At 71.9% G+C, this 23,688-nt stretch carries 17 protein-coding genes; 9 read left to right on the top strand and 8 right to left on the bottom strand.

Features of this window, described 5'->3' with window-relative positions; genetic code table 11:
- Positions 1-197: 197 nt before the first annotated feature.
- Positions 198-1,835, bottom strand: coding sequence for a helix-turn-helix domain-containing protein (locus tag ACWD6P_RS29430; RefSeq protein WP_451447208.1), 1,638 nt, complete (start codon positions 1,833-1,835; stop codon positions 198-200).
- Positions 1,836-2,155: 320 nt separating this feature from the next.
- Between ACWD6P_RS29430 and ACWD6P_RS29435 the strand changes: the two genes are divergently transcribed.
- On the top strand, positions 2,156-2,989 hold the full coding sequence (locus ACWD6P_RS29435; RefSeq protein ID WP_451447209.1) for an undecaprenyl-diphosphate phosphatase: 834 nt from the start codon (positions 2,156-2,158) through the stop codon (positions 2,987-2,989).
- A 44-nt stretch (positions 2,990-3,033) separates the two neighbouring features.
- On the top strand, positions 3,034-4,401 hold the full coding sequence (locus tag ACWD6P_RS29440; RefSeq protein ID WP_451447210.1) for a PP2C family protein-serine/threonine phosphatase: 1,368 nt from the start codon (positions 3,034-3,036) through the stop codon (positions 4,399-4,401).
- On the opposite strand, the gene ACWD6P_RS29445 is transcribed toward ACWD6P_RS29440, so the two are convergent.
- The 3 genes from ACWD6P_RS29445 to ACWD6P_RS29455 all read right to left on the bottom strand — a co-directional run bounded on the left by ACWD6P_RS29445 (position 4,378) and on the right by ACWD6P_RS29455 (position 7,771).
- Positions 4,378-5,208: a hypothetical protein gene (locus ACWD6P_RS29445; RefSeq protein WP_451447211.1), complete on the bottom strand. Its 831-nt coding sequence runs from the start codon at positions 5,206-5,208 to the stop codon at positions 4,378-4,380. The genes ACWD6P_RS29440 and ACWD6P_RS29445 overlap by 24 nt on opposite strands.
- Positions 5,208-6,482: a VWA domain-containing protein gene (locus ACWD6P_RS29450; RefSeq protein WP_451447212.1), complete on the bottom strand. Its 1,275-nt coding sequence runs from the start codon at positions 6,480-6,482 to the stop codon at positions 5,208-5,210. The genes ACWD6P_RS29445 and ACWD6P_RS29450 overlap by 1 nt, the downstream gene beginning before the upstream one ends.
- Before the next feature lie 101 nt (positions 6,483-6,583).
- Positions 6,584-7,771, bottom strand: coding sequence for a MalY/PatB family protein (locus ACWD6P_RS29455; protein WP_451447213.1), 1,188 nt, complete (start codon positions 7,769-7,771; stop codon positions 6,584-6,586).
- A gap of 152 nt (positions 7,772-7,923) precedes the next feature.
- Between ACWD6P_RS29455 and ACWD6P_RS29460 the strand changes: the two genes are divergently transcribed.
- On the top strand, positions 7,924-8,805 hold the full coding sequence (locus ACWD6P_RS29460; protein WP_451447214.1) for a leishmanolysin-related zinc metalloendopeptidase: 882 nt from the start codon (positions 7,924-7,926) through the stop codon (positions 8,803-8,805).
- Between the two features lie 72 nt (positions 8,806-8,877).
- On the opposite strand, the gene ACWD6P_RS29465 is transcribed toward ACWD6P_RS29460, so the two are convergent.
- The gene (locus ACWD6P_RS29465; RefSeq protein ID WP_451447215.1) at positions 8,878-11,052 is read right to left on the bottom strand and encodes a SpoIIE family protein phosphatase; all 2,175 of its coding nucleotides are present in this window, start codon (positions 11,050-11,052) and stop codon (positions 8,878-8,880) included.
- A gap of 237 nt (positions 11,053-11,289) precedes the next feature.
- Here ACWD6P_RS29465 and ACWD6P_RS29470 point away from each other — a divergent pair, with 237 nt between their 5' ends.
- Positions 11,290-13,260, top strand: coding sequence for an amino acid transporter (locus ACWD6P_RS29470; RefSeq protein ID WP_451447216.1), 1,971 nt, complete (start codon positions 11,290-11,292; stop codon positions 13,258-13,260).
- A gap of 31 nt (positions 13,261-13,291) precedes the next feature.
- Here the strand turns inward: ACWD6P_RS29470 and ACWD6P_RS29475 are convergent, their stop codons facing one another.
- Positions 13,292-14,956, bottom strand: coding sequence for an FAD-dependent oxidoreductase (locus ACWD6P_RS29475; protein ID WP_451447217.1), 1,665 nt, complete (start codon positions 14,954-14,956; stop codon positions 13,292-13,294).
- A 512-nt stretch (positions 14,957-15,468) separates the two neighbouring features.
- Here ACWD6P_RS29475 and ACWD6P_RS29480 point away from each other — a divergent pair.
- Positions 15,469-16,881, top strand: coding sequence for a short-chain fatty acyl-CoA regulator family protein (locus tag ACWD6P_RS29480; protein ID WP_451447218.1), 1,413 nt, complete (start codon positions 15,469-15,471; stop codon positions 16,879-16,881).
- A gap of 33 nt (positions 16,882-16,914) precedes the next feature.
- Entirely contained in the window at positions 16,915-18,027 is a 1,113-nt protein-coding gene (locus tag ACWD6P_RS29485) for a CapA family protein (RefSeq protein WP_451447219.1), read from the top strand.
- A 22-nt stretch (positions 18,028-18,049) separates the two neighbouring features.
- On the opposite strand, the gene ACWD6P_RS29490 is transcribed toward ACWD6P_RS29485, so the two are convergent.
- On the bottom strand, positions 18,050-19,264 hold the full coding sequence (locus tag ACWD6P_RS29490) for an acyl-CoA dehydrogenase family protein (RefSeq protein ID WP_451447220.1): 1,215 nt from the start codon (positions 19,262-19,264) through the stop codon (positions 18,050-18,052).
- Between the two features lie 217 nt (positions 19,265-19,481).
- Positions 19,482-19,940: an RrF2 family transcriptional regulator gene (locus ACWD6P_RS29495; protein ID WP_451447221.1), complete on the bottom strand. Its 459-nt coding sequence runs from the start codon at positions 19,938-19,940 to the stop codon at positions 19,482-19,484.
- A gap of 547 nt (positions 19,941-20,487) precedes the next feature.
- On the opposite strand from ACWD6P_RS29495, the gene ACWD6P_RS29500 reads away from it, so the two are divergent.
- From ACWD6P_RS29500 to ACWD6P_RS29510, 3 genes are all read left to right on the top strand, one after another.
- Entirely contained in the window at positions 20,488-21,399 is a 912-nt protein-coding gene (locus tag ACWD6P_RS29500) for a glutathione S-transferase C-terminal domain-containing protein (protein WP_451447222.1), read from the top strand.
- A gap of 133 nt (positions 21,400-21,532) precedes the next feature.
- Positions 21,533-22,534, top strand: coding sequence for a GlxA family transcriptional regulator (locus ACWD6P_RS29505; protein ID WP_451447223.1), 1,002 nt, complete (start codon positions 21,533-21,535; stop codon positions 22,532-22,534).
- 149 nt (positions 22,535-22,683) lie between these two features.
- The gene (locus ACWD6P_RS29510) at positions 22,684-23,616 is read left to right on the top strand and encodes an NADP-dependent oxidoreductase (protein ID WP_451447240.1); all 933 of its coding nucleotides are present in this window, start codon (positions 22,684-22,686) and stop codon (positions 23,614-23,616) included.
- Positions 23,617-23,688: the final 72 nt, after the last annotated feature.

Below are 23,688 nucleotides of genomic sequence, written 5' to 3' on the forward strand. Positions count from 1 at the left end.
GGGCTCAGCTCGCCCGGAGAACCGCACCTAGGAGGACCGTCACCGGCAGCCGAACAGCCCCGCGCAGCGGCACCGCCCGCCGCAGGCGCTACGGCGGGGAACCCGAAAACGTCGGCACAGGCAAAGCGCAGCGGAAGGGCCCGCCGCAGGCGCAACGGCGAACAACCACCGCGGCGCCGCAGACAAAAACGTGGGCCTCAGCCAAGCGCAGCGCCCGGCAATCGCAGCTGAAGCATCGCGAGCAGCCGCTGATCCGGCCGGCTCAGATCGAGACCGGTCAGCTCCTCGGCCCGCCGGATCCGGTACCGCAGCGTGTTGGGGTGCACATGCAGCTCCGCGGCCGCGGCCCGCACATCGCCGAAGGCGTTCAGATACGCCAGGACCGTCTCCGCCAACTGCCCCTGGTTGCGGCTGTCGTGGGTGACCAGGGCGGTCAGCCGGGGGTCGCGCATGTCGGGGTGCGCGGAGAGCAGCGACAGCACCTCGCTGACCAGCACCTCCGCCTGGATGTCGGGCAGCGCGGCGACGGTGGTGGCGACGCCGACGCTCACCATCGCGTCGAGTATCCGGTCCGCCTCCCGGCGCGATTCGGGGACGTCCCCGAGCCCCGGCACGATGCAGCCGACCGAGCCGCGCAGCGACAGGCCCAGGTGGCGGCGGGTGGCGTCGGTGATCTCCTGTCCCCAGGCGCGCAGTGTGCCGAGGTCGATGCTGCGCGGCAGCTGCGGCAGCAGTACGTAGATCCGCGAATCCGCCTGGGTGACCAGCGCGCTGCGGTGCCGGGCCGCGGTGTGCACCGAGATGAGGTTGCTGACCTCGGCACGGGTCAGCTCCGGCGGGGTGGCCTCGGCGGTCCCGTACGAGAAACCCAGCACGGCGGCCGGCCGGGTCGCGTCCAGGGCGAGGTGGGAGGCGAGCGGCTGCGGCCCCGTCGTGCCCTCCAGCAGCCCGGCCGCCAGCGTCCGGGTCAGCGTCAGGTCCGCCGAGAGCTCCCGGCGGCGGCGTACGAGATGGAGGGCCGCGACCCGGGCCGCGCCCAGCAGCGCCTGGTCCGAGTGCTCGGTCAGCGGCGCCGCGCCCTCCTGGACCCAGATGGTGCCCAGCTGCCGCTCCCCGGACCGGATAGCCACCGCGAGCCGGCGGCGGATGCCCAGTTCGGGGTGGCTGTCGATGTTGATCACCTCGTCGGAGGCGCGCAGCCGCTGGAACACGCCCCACTTGCGCAGCCGCGCCAGATACGGCTCCGGACCCTGCCAGCCCAGGATGGACAGCCGCCGCAGGTCGTCGACCTCGTCGGAGTCGGTGGAACGGGAGTAGGCCAGCACACGGTTGGCGATGTCCTCGATGCTGACGATGCCGCCGGTGAGGACCGCGGTGGTCTGCGCGAGCGAGAAGAGATCGCCCTCGTCGATGCCCTCGCCGGGCCGCCCCGGAGGAGCGCTCTCCAGGGCCGCCCGCGCCAGCGCGTCCACCTGCTCCCAGCGCGCTTCGCTGCGTACGGACATCAGCGCGACGCCGGCCTCCACGGCCGTTTCGCTGAGCGCGGCGGCCTGCCCGGGGGTGTCCAGTTTGACGGCGACGGCGGCGGCCCCGTCGCGTCCGCCCGCCCGCAGTGCGGGGAAGGCCGCGCGGCCCCGGGCGCCGATGGCGAGCACCAGTTCACCGGGGCGGGCCATCGGCGGATCCTCGGGGTCGAGCAGGGCGACACTGCGGATCTCGACGTCCAGCCCGGCGGGCGCGGCCTGGAGCTCCACCAGCGGCTCGCCGAGCGCCATCAGCAACTGGCGCAGGCTGATGCCCGTACGGGGTGGCGGTGCCGCGGCGGCTGGATCCATGATCGGCGCCTCTGCTGGGTTCGGATGGCGTGGGCTCCTCGTGCGGCCGGCCCGTCAAAGGCACGCCCGATGCGTCACGCCAAGCAGCCGACCGGCCAAAGACCGGCCCGCCAGCGCGTGAATGAGCCACGCCAACAGTACTGATGCTATCCGCCGGGGCCCTCGCGGCCGTCCTTGCTGGGGGAGGACCACCGGCGCCGCCCGTGTCCTCGCACCCCGGCCATTCGTCTACGTTGTTGTAGACCGTCTGCAGTGCTGCGGACGTCCGGCGTACGCGGACGCGCGCAGGCCACGTCCGCCCGTCGCCAGAAACGGATCCCATGAGCGCGATCAGCATCGGCCAAGCCGTCGTCCTCGGAGCGATCGAGGGGGTGACGGAGTTCCTGCCGGTCTCCTCCACCGGCCATCTCAAGATCGCCGAAGGGCTGATGGGGATCCCCGTCGACGACAAGGCCGTGGTCGGCTTCTCCGCCGTCATCCAGGTCGGTGCCATCGCCGCGGCGCTCGTCTACTTCGGCAAGGACATCGCGCGCATCCTGGGCGCGTGGTTCCGCGGCCTGCGCGACCGCGAGGAGCGCTACCACCACGACTACAAGTTCGCCTGGTGGGTCATCTTCGCCACCATCCCGATCGTCGTCGTCGGGCTGGCCGCCAAGCCCCTGATCGAGGGCCCGCTCGCCTCGCTGTGGGTGGTGGCCGGCTCGCTGATCGCCGGCAGCGGGGTGATGTGGGCGGCGGACCAGATGGGCCGCCACAAGCGGGGGGAGGACGACACCTCCCTCAGGGACGCGATGTGGGTCGGCTGCTCACAGATCCTCGCCCTGCTCTTCCCCGGCTTCTCCCGCTCCGGCGCCACCATGTCCACCGCCCTCATCCTCGACCTGGAGCGCGTCGCGGCCACCCGCCTCTCCTTCTTCCTCGGCATCCCGGCCCTCACCGGAGCGGGGATCTACGAGCTCAAGGACGCCCTCGGCAGCGGCGCGGCCGTCGTCCCGCTGGCCCTCGGCACCCTCGTCTCCTTCCTCGTCGCCTACGCCTCGATCGCCTGGCTGCTGAAGTTCGTGGCCAAGCACTCCTTCAACTCCTTCGTGCTCTACCGGATCCTCGTCGGCGTGCTGCTGTTCGGCCTGCTGGGCATGGGCGTACTGAACTGACGGCCGCCGGGGCCGCCGCGCCGGGGTGCGGCGCTGCTGGTGGTATGGGTGCATCAGAAGTGCACCCGCCCGAGGCGGGGCACAGCGCCCTGGAGGTGGCCTTGTCGAACGGGGACGGCTCGGATGCGGGTCGGGACGCCGATGACGCACGCGTGCGGGCCCGGCTGCGGGTGACGGAGGAAGCGGCCGAGCGCATCGGCACCACCCTCGACGAGCAGACGACCTGCGCCGAGCTGTCCCGCTTCCTGTGCCAGCACCTGTGTGACGCCGCCGCCGTGGAGCTCTTCCCCGACACCGCCGAGGGAGGCCCGCCCGCACGGCCGCCGGCGCTCCGCCGGGTGGCCTCGGCGGGCCTGGTGAAGGTGCTCGAAGCCCGGTTCCCGGACGACGCGGACGGCGAGGGGGCGCCCACGCTGCGGGCACTGGACGAGGGAGCCCCGGTCACCGCCGCCGCGGTCCTCAAAGGAGGCATGTCCGCCGAGGCCGTGGCGGTGCCGCTGCTCGCGGGCGGCCGCCGCTTGGGCGTGCTGCTCGCCCTGCGCGCGGGAGGCACCTTCACCGATCACGAGACCGCCGCCGTGCACCACGCGGCGCGCCTGGCGGCCGTCCATCTCGCCCACGCCCGCCGGTACGCCTCGGTGCAGCGCACCGCGATGGACCTGCAGCGGGCACTGCTGGCCGAACCGGGCCGGCCGCACCCCAACCTGGAGCTGGCCACCCGCTACCTGCCCTCCGGCACCAGCGCCCTGGTCGGCGGCGACTGGTTCGAAACGGTACGGCTCCACTACGGGCGCACCCTGCTCGTCATGGGCGACGTCATGGGGCACGGTCTCGATGCCGCCGTCGACATGAACGCCTACCGCTCCCACCTGCGCTATGTCGCCTCGACCGACCTGCCGCCGCACCGCGTGCTGCGCCAGCTCGACACCGCCGTGTCCGAGGACGAGTCCCGCCGTCCGGCGACCTGTCTGCTGGCCCGGGTCGATCCGGCGCGCGGTATCGCCGGCTTCTCCAGCGCCGGCCATCTGCCCCCGGTGGTCTTCCGCGGCGACGGCAGCGCCGACCTGGTGCGCGTTCCCGTGGGCCCGCCCCTGGGCACGGGGGTGGGCGGCTACGAACTGATCACCCGCACCATCACCCCGCACGACACCCTGCTGATGTTCACCGACGGCCTCGTCGAGCGCCGCGGTGAGGACATCGACGACTCCATGGCCCGGCTGGCCCGGCTGCGGCTGCCCGCCGGGGCCGGCATGGAGGACGCACTCGACGAGGTCCTGCTCCGCCTCGACGGACTGCACGCCGAGGACGATGTCGCCGTCCTCGCCGCGCGACTGCGCCACCACCCCGGGCCGGGGCCGGCTCCGTCCCCGGCCCGGGGCACCTCTGACTCAGGCGCCCGGCGGCACGTGTGACGGGCGGCCCCGCCCCCGGGTGACGCGGTAACCCGCGATGCCCGCCAGCGCGGCGAGCGCCCCGCCCGCCGCCGTCCAGATCCAGCGGTCGGACCACCGGCCGGAGGACCAGCCGCCGTCCGGCTCGTGCAGCGCCGCGGGCCGCGGGGACGGCGTCCCCGCCTCCGCCTCCGGCGTCGCGGCCCCGGCGCCCGGCACCAGCGGAGCGGCGAGCGCTCCGTCCACCGCATGGGCGCCGCCCTGGTCCGCCACCGACGCCTCGACCTCGGCGTGGACCGGCAGCCCCAGGTCCTCCTGCGGCAGATCGACGACGGTCAGGCGTACGTAATAGCTGCCCGGCAGCGGATCGTTGGCCCAGGGCTCAGCCCAGGAGCGCACCGTGCGCAGCGTGCAGGACAGCTCGACGGACCCGGCCTCCTTGGCCGCCGTCCTGGTCTGGGCGCCGTACACGCACGCCTGCCGGCGGCGCAGCCCGTCGTACACATCGAGCCGCCAGGTGGCCGCGCCGTGCCGGGCGGCGGCCGCCGGCAGCGTCACCTTGGCCTTGACCGTGGCCCGCTGCTGAGCGTCCACGGGGAGCACCCAGTAGAGGTAGTCGCCGGTGGAGGCGTCCGCCGTGGCCGGCTGGTCCGGCTTGACGGCGGTCGCCGTACGGAAGGAGGTGCCGGCCTCGGTCGGACCGGCCGTCTCCGTGCCCTCGCTCGTGCTCGGACTCGGGGTGGCGCTGTCGGCGGCCGCGGTTCCCGCGAGGCCGAAGAGGCCGGCGCCCGCCAGCATCGCGCTCGTCAGTAGGCGTACGGTGCGCATCAGTTGGTCCTCCAGACGGTCACGCGCCAACGGGAGATCCAGCCCCACAGCAGCCCGGCCACCAGACCGGCGAGGGCCAGTGCGACCAGCAGCCACCAGCCGTGGCCCAGGCCGAAGGAGGCCGCGTCGGAGCCGTCGTCGGGTCCGTCCACCAGGTCGATGGTCAGCTCGACCGGCATGCCGGGGTCGGTCTTCACCGATGCGGGCGCCGAGAAGGAGTTGCTGACCTGCAGACAGACCGTCTCCGCCGGCGGCTCTCCGTCGCCGTCGTGGTCGGTGACCGCCCCCTTGGGATAGCGCAGCCCGGTGGAGATCACATCCGTACGGCCGTCACCGGCCTCCGCACCGCGGACGATCTCCCGGCCGTGCACGGTCGAGGCCCGCAGCAGGACCCCGTAGTCGTTGTTGACGGCGCGGTCGGCGGCGACGCTCACAGAAGCGCGCAGCTCCTGGCCGGGCCGGACGTCGACGCGGTACCAGCGGTGCTCGGCGAACTTCTCCCGGTCGCTGTAGAGACCGGCCTTGAGCTTCGGCGCGGTCGCGCACTGCCGGGCGCCCTCGGCCGGCACCGGAGTGACCACGGGATCGGCGGCCCGGTCCACCAACTGGCGTACCCGGTCGCGGAGTTCCTTGGTGTGCTGCACGGAGGTGTAGGTGCCGCCGGTGGCCTCGGCGATGCAGCTCAGCTGCTGACGGGTCTTGGCGTCCGGCAGCAGACCGAGGGTGTCGACGGTGAGGTGAATGCCCTCGGCGGCGATGTCACGGGCCACCTGGCAGGGGTCGAGCGGGGCGCAGGTGTCTTCGCCGTCGGTGATGAGCACGATCCGGCGGGTCCCCTCACCGCCCTTGAGGTCCTTGGCCGAGCCCAGCAGCGCCGGGCCGATGGGCGTCCAGCCGGTGGGGGTGAGGGTCGCCACCGCGGTCTTCGCCTCGGTCCGGTCCAGCGGGCCGACCGGGTAGAGCTGCCGGGTGTCCTTGCAGCCGACCTTGCGGTCCTCGCCGCGGTAGTTGGCACCCAGCGTCCGTATGCCGAGCTGTACGTCCTCCGGCACCGCGTCCAGCACCTCGTTGAACGCCTGCTTCGCCGCGGCCATCCGGCTCTGTCCGTCGATGTCGCGGGCCCGCATCGAGCCGCTGACATCGAGCGTCAACTCGACTTTGGGGGCCGGTTTCGCGTCCGGTTCACCGGCGCCGGCGGGTGTGGGCAGAAGGGCGACGGCCATCGCGGCGAGCAGCCCGCACACCCCGGCCGCCAGCCGTTTTCTTGTGATCATCGCTGGATCGTATGGAGAAATCCGGCTCGCTCCAAAACGGGCCGGGGACGCGCCCCCGGGCCACCGCTCGGGGGCGCAGGGCGAGTTCGGGCACGGCGCCGTCAGGGCGAGGCGGCGGCCATCCGCCGTACCGCCTCGGTGAGCAGCTCCGGAGAGGTCGCCAGATTGAGCCGGGCGTGGCCGGCGCCGCCGGTACCGAAGGCCGGACCGGGCAGCAGGGCCACTCTGCCGCGCTCCAGGAAGACCGCGGCGGGGTCGTCGCCGAGGCCGAGCCGGCGGCAGTCGAGCCAGGCGAGACAGGTCCCGGCGGCGGGGCGGTAGCGGACCGCGGGCAGCTGCTCGGCCAACAGCTCGGCGAGCAGCCGGCGGTTGTCGTCGAGGCCGGCGCGCAGCGCGTCGAGCCAGTCGCCGCCGTCCCGCAGCGCGGCGGTGTGGGCGATGACGCCGAGGTGGCTCGGGCCGTGACTGGCCTCTTCGGGGACGCGCGCCAGATCGCCGGCAGCGGCGGGCCCGGCGACGGCGAGCGCGGCCTTGAGACCGGCCAGGTTCCAGGCTTTGGAAGCCGACATCAGCGAGAACCCGTTCTCCGCCCCGGGGACGCTCAGGTACGGGACGAACGCGGTGTCCAGCGCCACCACGGGCGCATGGATCTCGTCGGCCACGACCCGTACGCCGTACCTGTCCGCCAGCGCGGCGACGGCGGCCAGCTCCTCGGCGCTGTGCACGGTGCCGGTCGGGTTGTGCGGGCTGCACAGCAGATACGCGGCCCGTGCCCCGCCCGTGACGGCATGCCGGAACGTGTCCTCCAGTACGGCGAGGTCGATCCGTAGATCCGCGGCCAGCGGTGCCTCCACGATGCGCCGGTCCATGTGCGGCACGAACTGGTAGAACGGCGGATAGGCGGGGCAGTTGACGATCACCGGGTCTCCCGGGCGGGTGAGCACCTTGAGGACCTCGACGATGCCCAGCATCACATCGGGCACGAACGCCGTCCGCTCCACGGCGAGCCCGTCCCAGCCCCACCGCCGGCGTGCGAAGCCGGCCAGCGCCTCCGCGTACCCCGTGCCCTCCGGGTAGCCGGTGTCGCCGATGCCGACCGCGTCGGTGATCGCCCGCGCGACCGGTTCGGCGAGCGGCACATCCATCTCCGCCACCCACAGGGGCAACACATCGGCGGGGTAGGCGCGCCACTTCGTGCTCGTACGCCGCCGCAGCTCGTCCAGTGAGAGCCGGCGCAGCGGATTGGTGTGGTCAACGTCGTCGGGCGGTCTCGGCGGTATGCGCTCCATGAAGCCAAAATAGGCGCGCCGCACGCCGCGCTGCAGCCCTTGTGCGGCAGTTGGTTGCCCTGTCTACAACGGCTTCCTTGGGTAGCGTGGAAAGCAGAGAAGAGGTACGAGCACAGATATGAGCATGGCTCGCTGAGATGGGAGCGGAAGCCATGGGAAAGCAGATCACGCTCGAAAGATTCAGGACCTACCGGGCGGTCGCCGACACGGAGCGGGCCGAATCCCTCGCCCATACGACGTCACCGTTCACCATCGAGGTGCGCTTCCTCGGCGGTCTCACGACCAGCCAGCAGGGCGCGTTCGCCGCGGCGGCGGAACGCTGGACCGGCGTCATCGTGGGTGACCTGGAGACCGCGGAGGTCGGAAACGACGTCATCGACGACCTGCTGATCGAGGCGGAGGGCGTGCCGATCGACGATGCCTTCGGCATCCTCGGGATGGCCGGCCCCACCGATATCCGGGGGGAGGACGCGGCCGCGGGGGCCGGACTCCCCGCCAAGGGCATCATGCGGTTCGACACCGCGGACCTGGACCGTATGGAAGAGGACGGCACACTCGGCGACGTCATCACCCACGAGATGGGCCATGTACTGGGGATAGGCTCCATCTGGAGCGAATTCGGTCTTCTGAAGGGCTTCCCCGGACGCAATCCCACATTTGTCGGTCCCGGTGCCATGCAGGAGTTCGGCACACTGGTCGGATCGGGGGATTCCGAACCGGTACCGGTCGCGAATATCGGCGGTGAGGGAAGCGCGGGCAGCCATTGGCGCGAGGCGGTGTTCGGCAAGGAGCTGATGTCGCCCCAGATCGGCGACGCCGGCAACCCCATAAGCCGGTTGACGGTGGCGAGCCTCGGGGACATGGGGTACCAGGTCGACATCGACGCCGCGGAGCCCTATGAACTCCCGGACTTCCTCATGGCGGCGAGGTCGGGCAACGGCGCGCCGCGCACCGGGCGGGAGCGGGGCATGGTCATGCCGACCCTGCCGACCCGGGTGCGTCCCGGAAGGCCGCATCGCCGGACGAGCCCGTAGCGGACGCCGCTGTGCTGTCGGTACGAGCCCTTGCGGACGCCGCTGTTCGTGCAGGGCCGTAGCCGACGCGGATCAGGTGGCCGTGAGGACCAGCGCGGCCTGGTCGTCGGGTGGGGAATCGCCCGCGAACGCGGCGACCGCGGTATTGATGGTCTCGATGAGCGCCGCGGCCTTGGGGGAGGGGTCGCGCAGCGCGCTGAGGGCGTTCGACAGGCGGTGTTCGTCGAAGAGTTCGCCGTCGGCGGACCGGGCCTCGGTGATGCCGTCGGTGACCAGCACCAGGCTGTCGCCCGGATACAGCTCGACCCGGCAGGGAGCCCCGTCGAAGTCGGGGGCGATGCCCAGGAGCAGACCCGGCTCGGTGAGTTCCTCGACCGTGCCGTCGGCGCGGCGTACCAGCGGGGGCACATGGCCGGCGCGCAGCAGATCCAGCGTCAGATGGGAGGCCGAGTGGCGTAGTTCACCGTAGACGAGCGAGACGAAGGTGTCCTCGGTGGTGCTTTCGGCCAGCGCGTCGTTGATGGCGGCGACCACCGCCGCCGGGTCGGTGAGCAGCCGGGCGGCGGCGCGCGCGGTGTGGCGGACCATGCCGGTGGTGGTGGCCGCCGGTGCGCCGCGCCCGCAGACGTCGCCGATCATCAGCGCCCAGCGGTCGTCGGGCAGCGGGAAGACGTCATAGAAGTCGCCGCCCACGTCGAGCCCCTCGCCGGCTGGGTGGTAGGACGCGGCCAGGCAGGCGCCGGGTATGTCGGGCAGCTCCGGCGGCAGCAGACCGGCCTGCAGATCGCGGGCGAGGCGGACGCGGTCGGTGAACTGGTGGGCGTTGTCGGCGCTGGAGGCCGCGCGGCGGGCGAGCTCCTCGGCGAGGGCGATGACATGGCCGTCCAGGGGCTGCTCGGTGGCCAGGAGGGTCAGTACGCCGAAGGTACGGCCGCGGGTGGTCAGCGGCACGCAGACGTACCGGGTGACGTCGGACTCCGTGGTGGCGGCGCCCGCGTGGGGGTGGCCGGTCTCCGTCGTGCCCGAGGCGAGGACACGAGCGACCGCGTGGTCCATCTCGTCGCGCATACCGGGGGAGGAGAGGAGCTCTTCGGCGGCCCGGCTGGCGGCTGCCACGGCGATCTGCCGGGTCCCGCCGTCCTCGCGGACGTGGACGGTGCACAGCGGTGCCAGGGCGGGCACGGTCAGCCGGGCCATGCACTGCAGGCAGTCGAAGTAGTGCGGCTCGCGGGTGATCGCGGTGCTGGCGTCGAGCACGAAGGCGAGGTCCTCCCGAGCGGCCTTCTCCCGCTCCTGGGCGGCCTGTCCGGCCTCCATGGCGCGGTGGCGTTCGATGGCCAGCGCGGTGAGCCGGGCGAACGCGGCGCTGAGCGCCACGTCCTTCTCCTCGGGGGCCTTGGGCGTGCGGTGGTACATCGCGAAGGTGCCCAGCAGCTCGTCGTCCGAGCCCAGGATCGGGGTGGACCAGCACGCCGCGACCCCGGCCCGGCGGGCCAGGTCCTGAAAGCCCTCCCACCGGGGATCATGGGCGATGTCGGTGACGATCACCGGGGCGCGCAGATAGGCGGAGGTGCCGCACGAGCCCACGTTCGGACCGGTGGCCACCCCGTCGATCGCCTCGTTGTAGAAGTCGGGGAGGCTGGGTCCGGTGCCGTGCCGCAGATGCCGGCCGTCGGGGTCGGCGAGCAGCACCGAGACGATCAGTTCCGGGGAGAGCTCCTCGATCGCGCGGGCCATGCCGGTCAGGATGTCGCCGAGCGGGGCGTCGCGGGCGATCTGCTCCAGCAGGACGCGCTGCTCGGCGGCGAGCAGCTGGGCGTGGTGGTGGGCGGTGGTCTCCACCGCGATGACGATCACCCCGTCGACCTGGCCGACCGCGTCCCGCCGGGCCTCGTAGGTGAAGTCGAAGAACCCCTCGCGCTCCGCCCCCGGCACGCCCAGCACCAGCCGCCCGCCCCGCGCACGGTACGCCGTGCCGGTGCGGTACACGGCATCGAGGCGGTCGAGGACGCCCTGCGGCCCCAGTTCCGGGAACAGCTCACCGACCGGCGTGCCGGTCTCCCGGCGCGCACCGCCGAACACCTCGAAGAACGCCGGATTCGCCGCCTCCAGCACATGCCGCGGACCGCCCAGCGCAGCGAAGATCACCGGGGCCTGACCGAACAGGTCCTCGTACTCCTCGTGGCGCGCGTACGCGGTGGTGGACCGCGTGGTGACCGCGTCGAGGCGATCCGACGGTATGGACATGGCAGGCCGCCTTCTCTCGCACTCGCTGACCCGGCCGCCGAGCCTTCTCTTCACTCTGACACACGGCGCTGCGGATGCGAACGAGCAGGCCAGACGTCTGATCCGCCAGGTGCGCCCGCGTGTCGGGGACATCTGAACGGCATGCGGGGGAACGCCGCGGCCACGGTGTCCGGATTTCCTACCCTGACCTGGCCGTCTCGTCGATGGCTGGATGTCGCGGTACGACAGGAGTGCACGATGGCCACCTCCGCCCCCGCGGGCTCTTCTCCCCTGGCCGCAGTACGCCATCGCTTTCGCGCATGGATGCTGGAAGGCCTGACCGACATGGCCAAGCGCCACCCGGGACCGCACGCCGGCCCGCAGAGCGCCCACAAGGGGCAGCGGTGGTGGCGGGTGATGTGCCTGACGGGTGTGGACTACTTCTCCACCCTCGGCTACCAGCCGGGCATCGCCGCTCTGGCCGCCGGGGCGCTGTCTCCGGTCGCCACGCTCGTGCTCGTCGCCGTGACGCTCGCCGGGGCGTTGCCGGTCTACCGCAGAGTGGCGAAGGAGAGCCCGCACGGCCAGGGCTCGATCGCGATGCTGGAGCGGCTGCTGTCCTTCTGGAAGGGCAAGCTGTTCGTGCTGACCCTGCTGGGCTTCGCCGCGACCGACTTCCTGATCACGATCACCCTGTCGGCGGCCGACGCCGCCACCCACCTCGTGGAGAACCCGCACGCCAGCAGCGCTCTGGAGCACCAGCAACTGGTCATCACCCTTGTGCTGGTCGCCCTGTTGGGTGCGGTCTTCCTCAAGGGGTTCCTGGAGGCGATCGGGGTGGCGGTCGTCCTCGTGGGCCTCTATCTGGGGCTCAACGCGGTCGTGGTCGTCGCCGGTCTGTGGCATCTGGCCACCGAGACGCATGTCGTCGCCGACTGGTCGCAGACGCTGACCGCCGAGCACGGCAATGCCCTGGCGATGGTCGGCGTGGCTCTGCTGGTCTTCCCGAAGCTGGCGCTGGGCCTGTCCGGCTTCGAGACCGGTGTGGCGGTGATGCCGCACATCGAGGGGGACCCCGGCGACACCGAGGAGCGCCCCGTGGGGCGGATCCGGGGCGCGAAGAAGCTGCTCACCACCGCCGCCGTGATCATGAGCGTCTTCCTCATCATCACCAGCTTCATCACGACCCTGCTCATCCCCGCCGACGCGTTCGAGCCCGGTGGCGCGGCCAACGGGCGCGCGCTGGCCTACCTGGCCCATGAGTACCTGGGCTCCGCCTTCGGCACCGTCTACGACGTCTCCACCATCGCCATCCTGTGGTTCGCCGGCGCCTCGGCCATGGCGGGTCTGCTGAATCTGATGCCGCAGTACCTGCCGCGCTACGGCATGGCGCCCCACTGGGCGCGCGCCGTCCGCCCGATGGTGCTGGTCTTCACCCTCGTCGCCTTCCTGGTGACCTGGATCTTCGACGCGGATGTGGATGCCCAGGGCGGCGCGTACGCCACCGGTGTCCTGGTGCTGATCTGCTCCGCCGCGATCGCGGTGACCATCGCCGCGCGCCGGGCCCGCGAGCGCGGCTGGACGATCGGCTTCGCGGTCATCTCCGTGGTCTTCCTCTACACCACCGTGGCCAACATCATCGAGCGGCCCGACGGTGTGAAGATCGGCGCCTGTTTCATCGCCGGCATCATCCTGCTGTCCTTCCTCTCCCGCTTCGCGAGGGCCTTCGAGCTCCGTGTGACCAGCGTCGTCCTCGACGAGATGGCCGAGCGCTTCATCCGCGATATCGCCCACCGCAAGATCCGGCTCATCGCCAACGAACCCGACGCGCGCGACCTGGCCGAATACCGCGACAAGCTCCAGCAGATCCGCACCGACAACGATCTGCCGGCCGACGACGACTTCGTCTTCGTCGAGGTCACCCTCGGCGACCCCTCCGAATTCGAGAGCGAACTGCGGGTACGCGGTGAAGTGCTGCACGGCCGCTACCGTGTGCTCTGCCTGGAGAGCTCCACCATCTCCAACGCCCTGGCGGCGCTGCTCCTGCACGTCCGTGACGAAACGGGGCAGCGGCCGCACATCTACTTCGAGTGGACCGAAGGCAACCCCTTCACCCAGCTTCTGCGGTTCTTCCTCTTCGGCCAGGGCGAGGTCGCGCCCGTCACCCGCGAAGTCCTGCGCGAGGCCGAGCCCGACCGGGAGCGCCGCCCACGCGTCCACGTCGGCTGAGCCCGCGCCGACAGCGGTCCCGGTCACCGGATCACCGGGTGAACGGCTGGACCGACTGGGCGTGCCGGAAGACATTGCGCGGATCCCAGAACTCCTTGACCTCCTGCAGCCGCTGGTAGTTGCTGCCGTAGTAGAGACGGTGCGCGGGCTGGCCGGAGGTGTTCCATTCGGGGTCGTCGAGGTCGGTGTCGGGGTAGTTGATGTAGCAGCCGTCCGTCACCGGTGCAGGCTCTCCGCAGGCCGGGGGCTCGGCCGGCGCCAGGACCGGCACACCGCCGGTCTCCTTGTAGACATCGCGGTAGAACTCGCGGATCCAGCGCAGGTGCGGTGCGGCGATCGAGGGGTCGATCTCCGCGTCCTGATGGTCGGCGACACCGTCCAGATTGGCGTCCCGCTGCCAGCTCCAGTACGTCTGGTACTGCAGCTTCAGCACGGAACTGCGCTGGTAGACCGCGGTGTCCCCGCTCTCCGGGAGGTTCATCGCGCCACCGTAGGAGTCGACCTGGAGCAGCGCCTGCGGATTCTTGTAGTCGTTGCGCGTCAGTGCGGTGTAGATGGCGGTGAGCTGCTCCTCGGTGAAACCCCGTGTCATATACGCCGACTTGTACTTGCCGCACTGGTTGTCACCGGAGCCGTTGAGGGTCTGGGTGGCCGTGAGCCAGGGCAGCCGGGTCGGTACATGGAGCCCGCCCATGGGGGCGTGCTCGCCCATCCGGCGGTCCAGCGGGGTGGGGTCGATGCCCAGGTCCTTGGTGACCCAGCCGAGGAAGGCGTTCAGCCGTGCGACGCTGTCCGGCCGGGTGGCGTCGAGCTGGGTGATCAGACCGATCTTGCCGTTGGAGTGATGGGTCAGCTTCAGCAGCGTGAACATGTCGGTGAAGTCGCCGCGGAGGGACTCCGGCAGCTGCCGGGTGTTCTCGTACTCGAAGAACAGGCCGTAGTTGCGCACCAGCGACTTGAAGCGCTCCGGCTTGTCCTTGAGCTGCTCCCACGGCCAGGCGATGGCGTGCAGCAGGACCTCGCCGGGCGGCTTGGGCAGCCCCTTGAACCAGTAGCGGGTGACCACCCCGAAGTTGCCGCCGCCCCCGCCGGTGTGTGCCCACCACAGATTCCGCAGCTGCTCGTCGGGGGAGTCGCGGCGGGCGATCACGACCTCCGCGTGCTGGCCGTCGCGGACGACGACTACCTCCACCGCGTAGAGGTAGTCCACCGTCAGACCGTGCTGCCGGGACAGGAGTCCGTATCCGCCGCCCGACACATGGCCGCCGGCGGCGACGGAGTAACACGACCCGCCGGGGAGGGCCACGCCGAACGGTGCGTAGAGGTGGGTGGCGACATGCCAGTTGTTCGCGCCGGCCTCGACGCAGTACGCGCCCATGTCCTGGTCGAGATAGGCCCGGTCCATCTGGCCGAGGTCCAGGATCACGCCGACGTCGTCGCCGCACACGAAGTTCTCGTAACAGTGGCCGCCCGAGCGGACCGTGATGCGCCGGTCGAGACTCTCGTCGGAACGGTGGCTCGCCAGATACTTGTTGAGCGCGGCGACGGCCTCGTCGGCCGAGCTGATCACCGACACATAGTCAGGTGTCGCGATGAAGCGCTGGTTGAAGCCTCTGCGCAGGGCTTCGTAGCGGGCATCTCCGGGGCCTACCTCCGTGCCGCATTCGGTTCCGGTCTTGGTCTGGTACGTGGACATGGGCTCTCCCTACGACGGGGCGGTGGCGCCGTTTCGGCGGCCATCGCATGACAGCGCTGCGTAATCAACGACTACTATCCGTGACCGTCATGGGGTTGGGAATGCCCGGAAGGTGTACCTCCGAATGCACTGGGTTGACGATTCCGCTCATATGCGGCGGGGGTGCGGGACGGCCTCAGTCATCCGCCCCGCACCCCGCTCGCCAACAGCCGCGGTCCCTCAACCGCAGCGGCCGAACCGGGCCCCTCAGCCTCGGTCGTGTGCCTGGCGCGTGTGAACGGTGCCAAGGCCGCACCCCCGACTCTGGCAGTGGAGCCGAGCGCCATCAAGGAGGGAAGGATGCCAAGTTCAGCGCATCTTCCCGCGCTCGTCTGCCAACTCTGCGAAGTCCTATGTCCCCTGCGCGATCCGCCGCATAGGCTGGCGCCGTACTGCGCTGCGCCACCCCGCACCGTGTCGTACACGCCGAATCGAGCCGATTCGAGCCATAGCGAAGGGACGCGTCCGGATCCGTGAGCAAGACATACGCGGGAGCGCGGCTGCGCCGGCTGCGCGAGGAACGACGGCTCAGCCAGGCCGAACTGGCGCGGATGCTCGCGATCTCGCCCAGCTACCTCAACCAGATGGAGCACGACTCACGGCCGCTGACCGTGCCGGTGCTGCTGCGCCTCACCGAGGCCTTCGGGGTGGACCCGGGCTTCTTCTCGGAGCGGGACACCAGCCGGCTCGTGGCCGATCTGCGCGAGGCGCTCGCGGACGAGGTCGCCGGGGCCCGGGTGTCACCCGCCGACCTCTCGGAACTGGCCTCCCGGCTGCCGGCCGTGGCCGGCGTCCTGCTCGACCTCGGGCGGCGCAACCAGACGCTGGCCGAACGACTGGCCGAGGCGACCGACGGCCGTGACCACGGCAACCCGGCGCAGCCGCGCTCGCCGCACGAGGAGATCCGGGAGTTCTTCTACCGCCGCCGGAACTACCTGCACGATCCGGACCTCGCGGCCGAGTCCCTGGCCGGCGACATCGGCATCCGCCCCGGCGAGGTGCTGGGGGCGCTCTCCGCCCGGCTCACCGAACGGCACGGCGTCCGTCTCGCGGCCGACACCGGCCGCCGGCTGCACCACTACGACGCGACCGCACGGGTACTCCACCTGTCCCGGCGCCTGCGACCGGGCCAGCAGGCCTTCCGGATGGCAACGCAGCTCGCCCTGCTGGAGTTCGCCGAGGAGCTGTCCGCGCTCGCCTCGGAGGACTATGCGGAAGGCTCCCCCACCTGGGCGCTCGCCCGGATCGGCATCGCCAACTACGTCGCCGCCGCGCTGATCCTCCCGTACCGCGCCTTCCACACCGCGGCCGAGGAGGAGCGCTACGACCTGGAGCGCCTCACCGACCGCTTCGGCCTCGGACACGAGACGGTCTGCCACCGCCTGAGCACCCTCCAGCGGCCGCGGCTGCGCGGAGTGCCGTTCTCCTTCGTACGCGTCGACCGCGCGGGCAACATGTCCAAGCGCCAGTCCGCCACCGGCTTCCACTTCTCCCGCGCGGGCGGCACCTGCCCCCTGTGGAACGTCTACGAGGCGTTCGCCGCGCCCGGCCGCATCCAGGTGCAGATCGCCGCGATGCCGGACGGGCAGCGCTACCTGTGGACGGCCCGTACCGTCACCCGGCACCGGGGCGGCTGGGGCGAACCGGCCAAGACCTTCGCGATCGGCCTCGGCTGCGAGATCCGGCACGCCTCCCGGCTGGTCTACTCCGACGGGCTGGACCTGGACAACGCCTCCGCCGCCACCCCCATCGGCATGGGCTGCCGCATCTGCGAGCGCCTGGACTGTCCGCAGCGCGCGGTACCGCCCCTCGGGCAGCCACTCGCCATCGACGAGAACAGCAGCACGTTCGTGCCCTACCCCGTCCGCGACGGCACAGAGCCCTGACCGGCCGCCGCCGTACGGCTCTAACCTGGAGGAATGGGCAGTGACATGGTCACGGTGTTCCTCTGCGGGGACGTGATGCTCGGCCGCGGCGTCGACCAGATCCTTCCCTACCCGGGCGACCCCGCGCTGCGGGAGGGGTACGTCCGCGACGCCGGTGCCTATGTCGAGCTGGCCGAGGCGGCGAACGGCCCCATTCCCCGCCCGGTCGACTTCTCCTGGCCCTGGGGCGAGGCGCTGCGGGTGCTCGACGAGGCGGCGCCCGCCGCGCGGATCGTCAATCTGGAGACCAGCGTCACGCGCAGCGACGCGTTCGCGCCCGGCAAGGCGGTCCACTACCGGATGAACCCCGCGAACCTCCCCTGTCTGACCGCCGCCCGCCCCGACGTCTGCGTCCTGGCCAACAACCACGTCCTGGACTTCGACCGCAGCGGACTGCAGGAGACGCTGGACACCCTGGCGGGGGCAGGGCTGCGGACGGCAGGGGCGGGTGTGGACGCCGACGCGGCACGGCGGCCGGCCGTCGTCCCCGTCGAGGGCGGCGGGCGCGTCCTGGTCTTCTCCTTCGGCATGCCCTCCAGCGGCATCCCACGGAGCTGGGCCGCGGACGAGGAGCGCAGCGGGGTCGCCTACGTCGCCGGGCCGTCCGAGGCCGCCGCGCACGAGTGGGCCGTCCGCGTCCAGCAGGCGAAGCGCCCTGGGGACATCGTGGTGGCCTCGATCCACTGGGGCCCCAACTGGAGCTATGGCGTCTCCCGCGCCGAGACCGCCTTCGCGCACACCCTCCTCGACGGCGGCGTGGACATCCTCCACGGGCACTCCGCACACCACCCCCGCGGCCTGGAGGTCTACCGGGGAAAGCTCATGATCCACGGGTGCGGCGACTTCATCGACGACTACGAGGGCATCACCGGCTACGAGCACTACCGGGACGACCTGCGGCTGCTGTTCCTCGTCTCGGTGGCGCCGGACACCGGCCTGCTGCACGACGTACGGATCACCCCGCTGCAGGCCTTCCAGATGCGGCTGCGGCACATCTCGTACGAGGATTCCCGCTGGCTGCAACGGCTCCTCGACCGGATCGCGGCCGGCTTCCAGCCGTGCGCCGCGGCCGAACCGGCGGGCGCCCTCACGCTCCGGCCGTCGTGAGGGCGCGGGAGACCCGCGGAGATCAGATGCGCAGCGTCAGCGGCGGATGCGTCCCGTTCAGAAAGTGATCGCCGATGTCGCGCAGCCGGTGCGTGGGGGAGCCCTGAGCCGTCAGGACGCGCGCATTGCGCCAGAACCTGTCGAAGCCGGCGCCGGGGGACGAGGAGTCGGCGCCTTCCGTGAGTTCCAGGATGCGGGTGGTGATGCGCATCGCGGACCGGCTGGTGACGGCCTCGGCCGCGGCGACGAGCACGGCGATGTCGGCGCGCTGCTCGACGCCGAGTTCGCGCCCCGCCAAAAGACCCCTCGCCAGGGCTTCCGTGGCCGGCTCCACGACCGCCGCGGCGGTGTGCGCGGCGGCCACCAGCTCTCCGTAGGCGAGCAGGAGGTACGGATCTCCATCGGGCCACCCGTCGTACGCGCCGCTGTCCGGACCGGAGGGCGGCCAGGTCCGCAGGGCGGCGCGGCTGACGTCCCGCGCCTCGGCCAGCGCTCCTTCGGCGATCCCCAGGCCGACGTGCACGAGGGCGAGGCGCAGCGCCAGCGGGGCGAGCGTGGCGAAGGGGGAGACGTCGTGCTCGTCGTGCGGAACGGCGCCGAGCACCTGGTCCGCGGGCACCGGGACGCCGTCGAAGCCGATGGTGCCCGCTCCGGTGAGCCGCTGCCCCAGGCGGTCGTGCGACGGGTCGGCGGTCACTCCGGGGTGGTCCGGATCCACGACGGCGATCAGCGACTCGCCGGACGCGGTACACACCGCGCCGACCACCAGCCGGTCGGCGACGGTGACCCCCGCGGCGAACGCCCGGGTGCCGTTGAGGAGATATCCGTCGTGCGTCGGCGTGAGCGTGAGCTCGGGGCCGGTCTCCGTCGCCGCCGCCGGCCCCGCCCCCGGAATGTCGGTGGCCCCGCCCCAGAGCCACTGCTCCTCGGCCGCCCGGCGTTCGAGGACGGCCGCCTGCTCCGCGGTGCCGAAGAAGCGGGCGCTCCACGACAGGACGTAGTGCCGGCCGAGGAGTTCGCCGACGGAGCTGTCCGCCGCGGCGATCTGACGGATGACCGCGCAGGCGGTGCGCCAGTCGGCGCCCCTGTGCGGCAGGCCGGGCGGTGTCAGCAGGGCCGTCAGGCCGGCTTCGCGCAGCCGGGCCAGCTCGTCGAAGGGAGGCTTGCCCGCGCGGTCGCGGACCATCGCGTCGACGGCGAGGTCATCCGCGACCTCCCGGGCTACCAGTGGCCACATCCCGTCGTCCGACGGGGCGTTGGCCGGTGGGGCGACGGGGCATGCTGTGGACTCCTTCGGCACGACGCCGTTCACCGTCCCCTCTCGGATCCAGCTTCCCTAGTTTTCCCACTGGATTGGTAGGGAATAAGGATGCTTCCGGACTCCGTTCCCAGCAAGGGCCGTTCAAGGGGTGGACAGCCCGGTCTTGAACTCCGGACGGGCGGGTGGGCCTGCTTCAGGGATTCGTCCAGGATGCGGGATCCTCCGCCAGCGCGGAGACCCGGCCGGGCAGTTCGGCGGAGGCGACATCGGCCAGGGACACCCCGTCCAGGATCTGCCGGACGTTGGCCCGCAGCGCGACCCACAGCGGCAGCAGCGACTCGGCCGGGCCCGTATAGGACAACTCCGGCGGCCGGACGCCGCGTACGGACACCAGTGGCCCGTCCACGACGCGGATGACGTCCGCGATGCTGATGGACTCCGCGGACTTGGCCAGCCGGTAGCCCCCGTTGCCGCCGCGCTGACTGAGCACCAGCCCGCCCCGGCGCATGTCGTTCAGGATGCCTTCGAGGAACTTGTGCGGAATGTCCTGTGCTTCGGCGATCGCCTCCGCCTTGAGCGGCTCGGCGCCCCGGGCGTCAGCGAGTTGCAGTGCGGCACGCACCGCATAGTCCGCTCTGGCTGAAATCCGCATGCCGGCATTATTCCGCAGCGGCGGATCCCCCGCCGACGGCGCGGTCGCGGATCCCGCCCCGGCTTACGCCCCAGCAGGCGCGGTACCAGGGCCGACGGCCGCCCGCGCCCTGGCGACGCGCCCCGGTCATGGTGGCTGCCGCCCCCTTGACGCGGCTCGCGCGGCGGCTCGACACTCAAGGGCGGGAACCCTAGCGAACGGGTGGGAATCATGAGGCGTGCAGGACCGGCCGACGACCGCGCGGTCCGCGCGTTCCGGCCGCGCCCCCTGCTGACCTCGCGCCGGCACATCGACCTCCTGCGCGTCTGCAGCGCGGCGAGTCCCCTTCGCTGAGCGACGGCCGCCGCCGCGCCGTACTCCGCCCGCGCCGCATCCCGCGCCGCATCCCCGCGCAGCCGTGCCCACGGCGCTCCCCGCGTCGCCCGCCGCACCTCCTCCCGAGCTTCCCGCCGAACATCCTCCTGATCTTCCGCTTTGACCCTCCGCCGGTCCGCACGCCCGTACCCGGCGTACGCCCGCGCACCGCCCCCGGATCCCAGGGAGTCCTATGTCCGCCGCATCCGCCGCATCCGCCGCATCCGCCACATCCGCCGCATCCGCCGCCTCCCAGACCGCCGCGCCGTCCCTCCGCGGCAGGATCGGCTGCGACGCGCGCAGCGGCCACTACGCCGTGCCGCACCGCTATCGCCTGCACCTGACACTGTCCTGTCCGCACTGTCTGGGCATCGCCATCACCCACAGCCTGCTGGACCTCGGCGAGACCCTCCCGGTGACGCTGCTGCCCGCCGTCCCCGACGCGCCGGACGGCGGATACGCCGCGCTGCGCCCGCTGTACGAGGCCAGTGCGCACCAGTACGCCGGACCGGCCGCAGCGCCGGTACTCAGCGACGGCTGGACGGGGCGGATCGTCAGCACGCACACCCCCGACATCCTGCGGGACCTGGCCGAGCGGTTCGGGGGCCGGGGGCCGGTGCTGTTTCCGCGCGATGCCCGCGACGGCATCGAGGCGGTCGGCCGGCTCTGCGAGCAGGGCATCAACGAGGCCGCACAGCGCGCCGGCCGGTTCGGCATCGGCAGCCCGGCCTACGGGGCCGCGCTGGAGACCCTGCTGCGGGCGCTGGACTCCCTGGACCGGCTGCTGGCGGACCGGGACCATGTGCTGGGCGGTGAACTCACCGCCGCGGACGTCCAGTTGTGGGTGACGCTGGTGCAGCTCGACACCGTGCACCGCTGGCATCTGGACGCCGCGGCGGTACACCGGATCGCCGGTCACCGGCGGCTGTGGTCGTATGCGCGCCGGCTGGCGGCGCTGCCCGCCTTCGGCTCCCACCTCGACCTGGACGGGATCGCGCGCCGGCACCATGCGCGCTGCCAGGGCCGGGAGGCCGCCGGTGCGGCGGTGCAGATCCTGGACTGGTCGGCGCACACGCCCGGGCGGATCACCTCCTGCCCGAACTGACCGGGGGCGGTCGGCGCGCCATCCGGCAGCCGGTGCGCATCGGGTTTCTCCGGTGCGCACCGGACCACCGGCGATGAGTCAGGGCTCCGCCTGCGGCAATGGCAAGATTTCCGCCGTCCAATAGAATTACGCCATGCCGTCGCCGAAACCGCCGAAGCCGCGGAAGTCATCCGAGCAGTCGAAGCAGTCGAAGCCGGTCCACCGCGTCGTCGTGCTGGCCCTCGACGGTGTGTACCCCTTCGAGCTGGGCATACCGAAACGGGTCTTCGGCGAGGCGCGGCACCTGTACGAGGTCGTGACATGCAGCGCCGACGGACTCCCGGTGCGGACCAGCGCGGACTTCGCGATCACCCTCGACCACGGCCCCGAGGCTCTGGAGAGCGCCGACACGGTCGTCATCCCGCCCTATGACCACAGTCCGCTCACCGACCGCCTGACGCCGCCCATGGCCGCCGCCCTCGCCCGTATCCGCCCCGGCACCCGGCTGGTGTCGATCTGTACGGGCGCGTTCCTGTTCGGGGCGGCCGGTCTGCTCGACGGGCGCGCCGCCACCACGCACTGGGCCCTCGCGGACACCTTCCGCCGGCTGTTCCCGCAGGTCACGCTCGACCCCGATGTGCTGTTCATCGACGACGGCGACATCCTCACCTCGGCCGGGGCCGTCTCGGGCGTGGACCTCTGCCTCCACATCGTCCGCAAGGACCACGGCAGCGAGGTCGCCAACCACATCGCGCGCCGCTGTGTCATACCGCCCTGGCGGGACGGCGGCCAGGCCCAGTACATCGAAGCGCCCGTCCCCGAGCCGGGCACGACCGGCACCGCCGCCACGCGCGCATGGGCCCTGGAGCACCTCGACGAGCCGCTCGCCCTCGCCGACCTCGCCGCGCACGCCGGGATGAGCTCCCGCACCTTCGCGCGCCGCTTCACCGAGGAGGTCGGCATCAGTCCGGGCCGCTGGATCATCCAGCAGCGCGTCCATCACGCCCGTCGGCTGCTGGAGACCACCGATCTGTCCATCGAGCGCATCGCCCACGAGGTCGGCTTCGGCACGGCCATCTCCCTGCGCCAGCACCTCAACGCGGTGATCGGCGTCTCCCCGGTGGCCTATCGGCGCGCGTTCCAGGCGGCGCGGTGACGGAGCGGCACCGCAGGTGGACGACAGACGGAAGACGGCTGGCACGATCTCATCGAAGGGTGGCAATCTAGCCATTGTCGTGCCGGTGCACGGACCGTGATTCTGGGGCTATGAGCGAGTCAACGGCGCACGACGCCGCACCTGCCACCATGCGTGCCATCAGCCAGGACACCTTCGGTGGCCCCGATGTTCTGAAAGAGATCGAGCTTCCGCGGCCGGTACCCGGCCCGAGCGAAGTCCTCATCGCCGTCCACGCCGCCGGCGTCAATCCGACCGACTGGAAGCACCGCGCGGGCGGTCCGTTCGTGGGACCGCCGCCCTTCGTCCTCGGCTGGGACGTCTCCGGCGTCGTCGAGGCCGTCGGCTTCGGTGTCACCCTCTTCAAGCCGGGTGACGAGGTCTTCGGGATGCTGCCCTACCCGCACGGCGTCGGCTCGCACGCCGAGTACGTCACCGGCCCCGCACGGGCCTTCGTCCACAAGCCGTCCGCCCTCGACCACGTCCAGGCCGGAGCCATCCCGCTCGCCGCCCTCACGGCCTATCAGGCGCTGGTCGACACCGCGGACGTCCAGCCGGGGCAGCGCGTGCTGATCCACGCGGCCGCCGGCGGCGTCGGCCACCTGGCCGTACAGATCGCCAAGGCCCGCGGCGCCCATGTCATCGGTACGGCCAGCGCCGCCAAGCACGACTTCCTGCGGGAGCTGGGCGCGGACGAGCTCATCGACTACCGCACCACCGACTTCACCGAGGCCGTCAGCGACGTCGACGTCGTGCTGGACACCCTCGCCGGTGAGACCCGCACCCGCTCCCTGGACGTCCTGCGCCGGGGCGGCCTCCTCATCTCGATCCTGGGCGGCGGAACGGAGGAAGAGGCAAAGAAGGCAGCCGAGTCGGGCGTCCGGATCGAGGGGCTGCTCGTCGAGGCGGACCAGGCGGGCATGCGGGCGATCGCCGACCTCGCCGAGGCCGGCAAGCTGCGCGTCCACGTCGACGCGGTGCTGCCGCTCTCGGAAGCCGCCAAGGCACATGCGCTGGGCGAGACGAACCGTACGAGCGGCAAGCTCGTCCTCACCGTGAAGTGACCGACGCAACCGTGAAGTGACGGACTGAGCGGAGGACGCGGTCATGGCCGCCGGGCGCCTCGGCGACCGGCG

Source organism: Streptomyces sp. NPDC002446 (assembly GCF_053595675.1).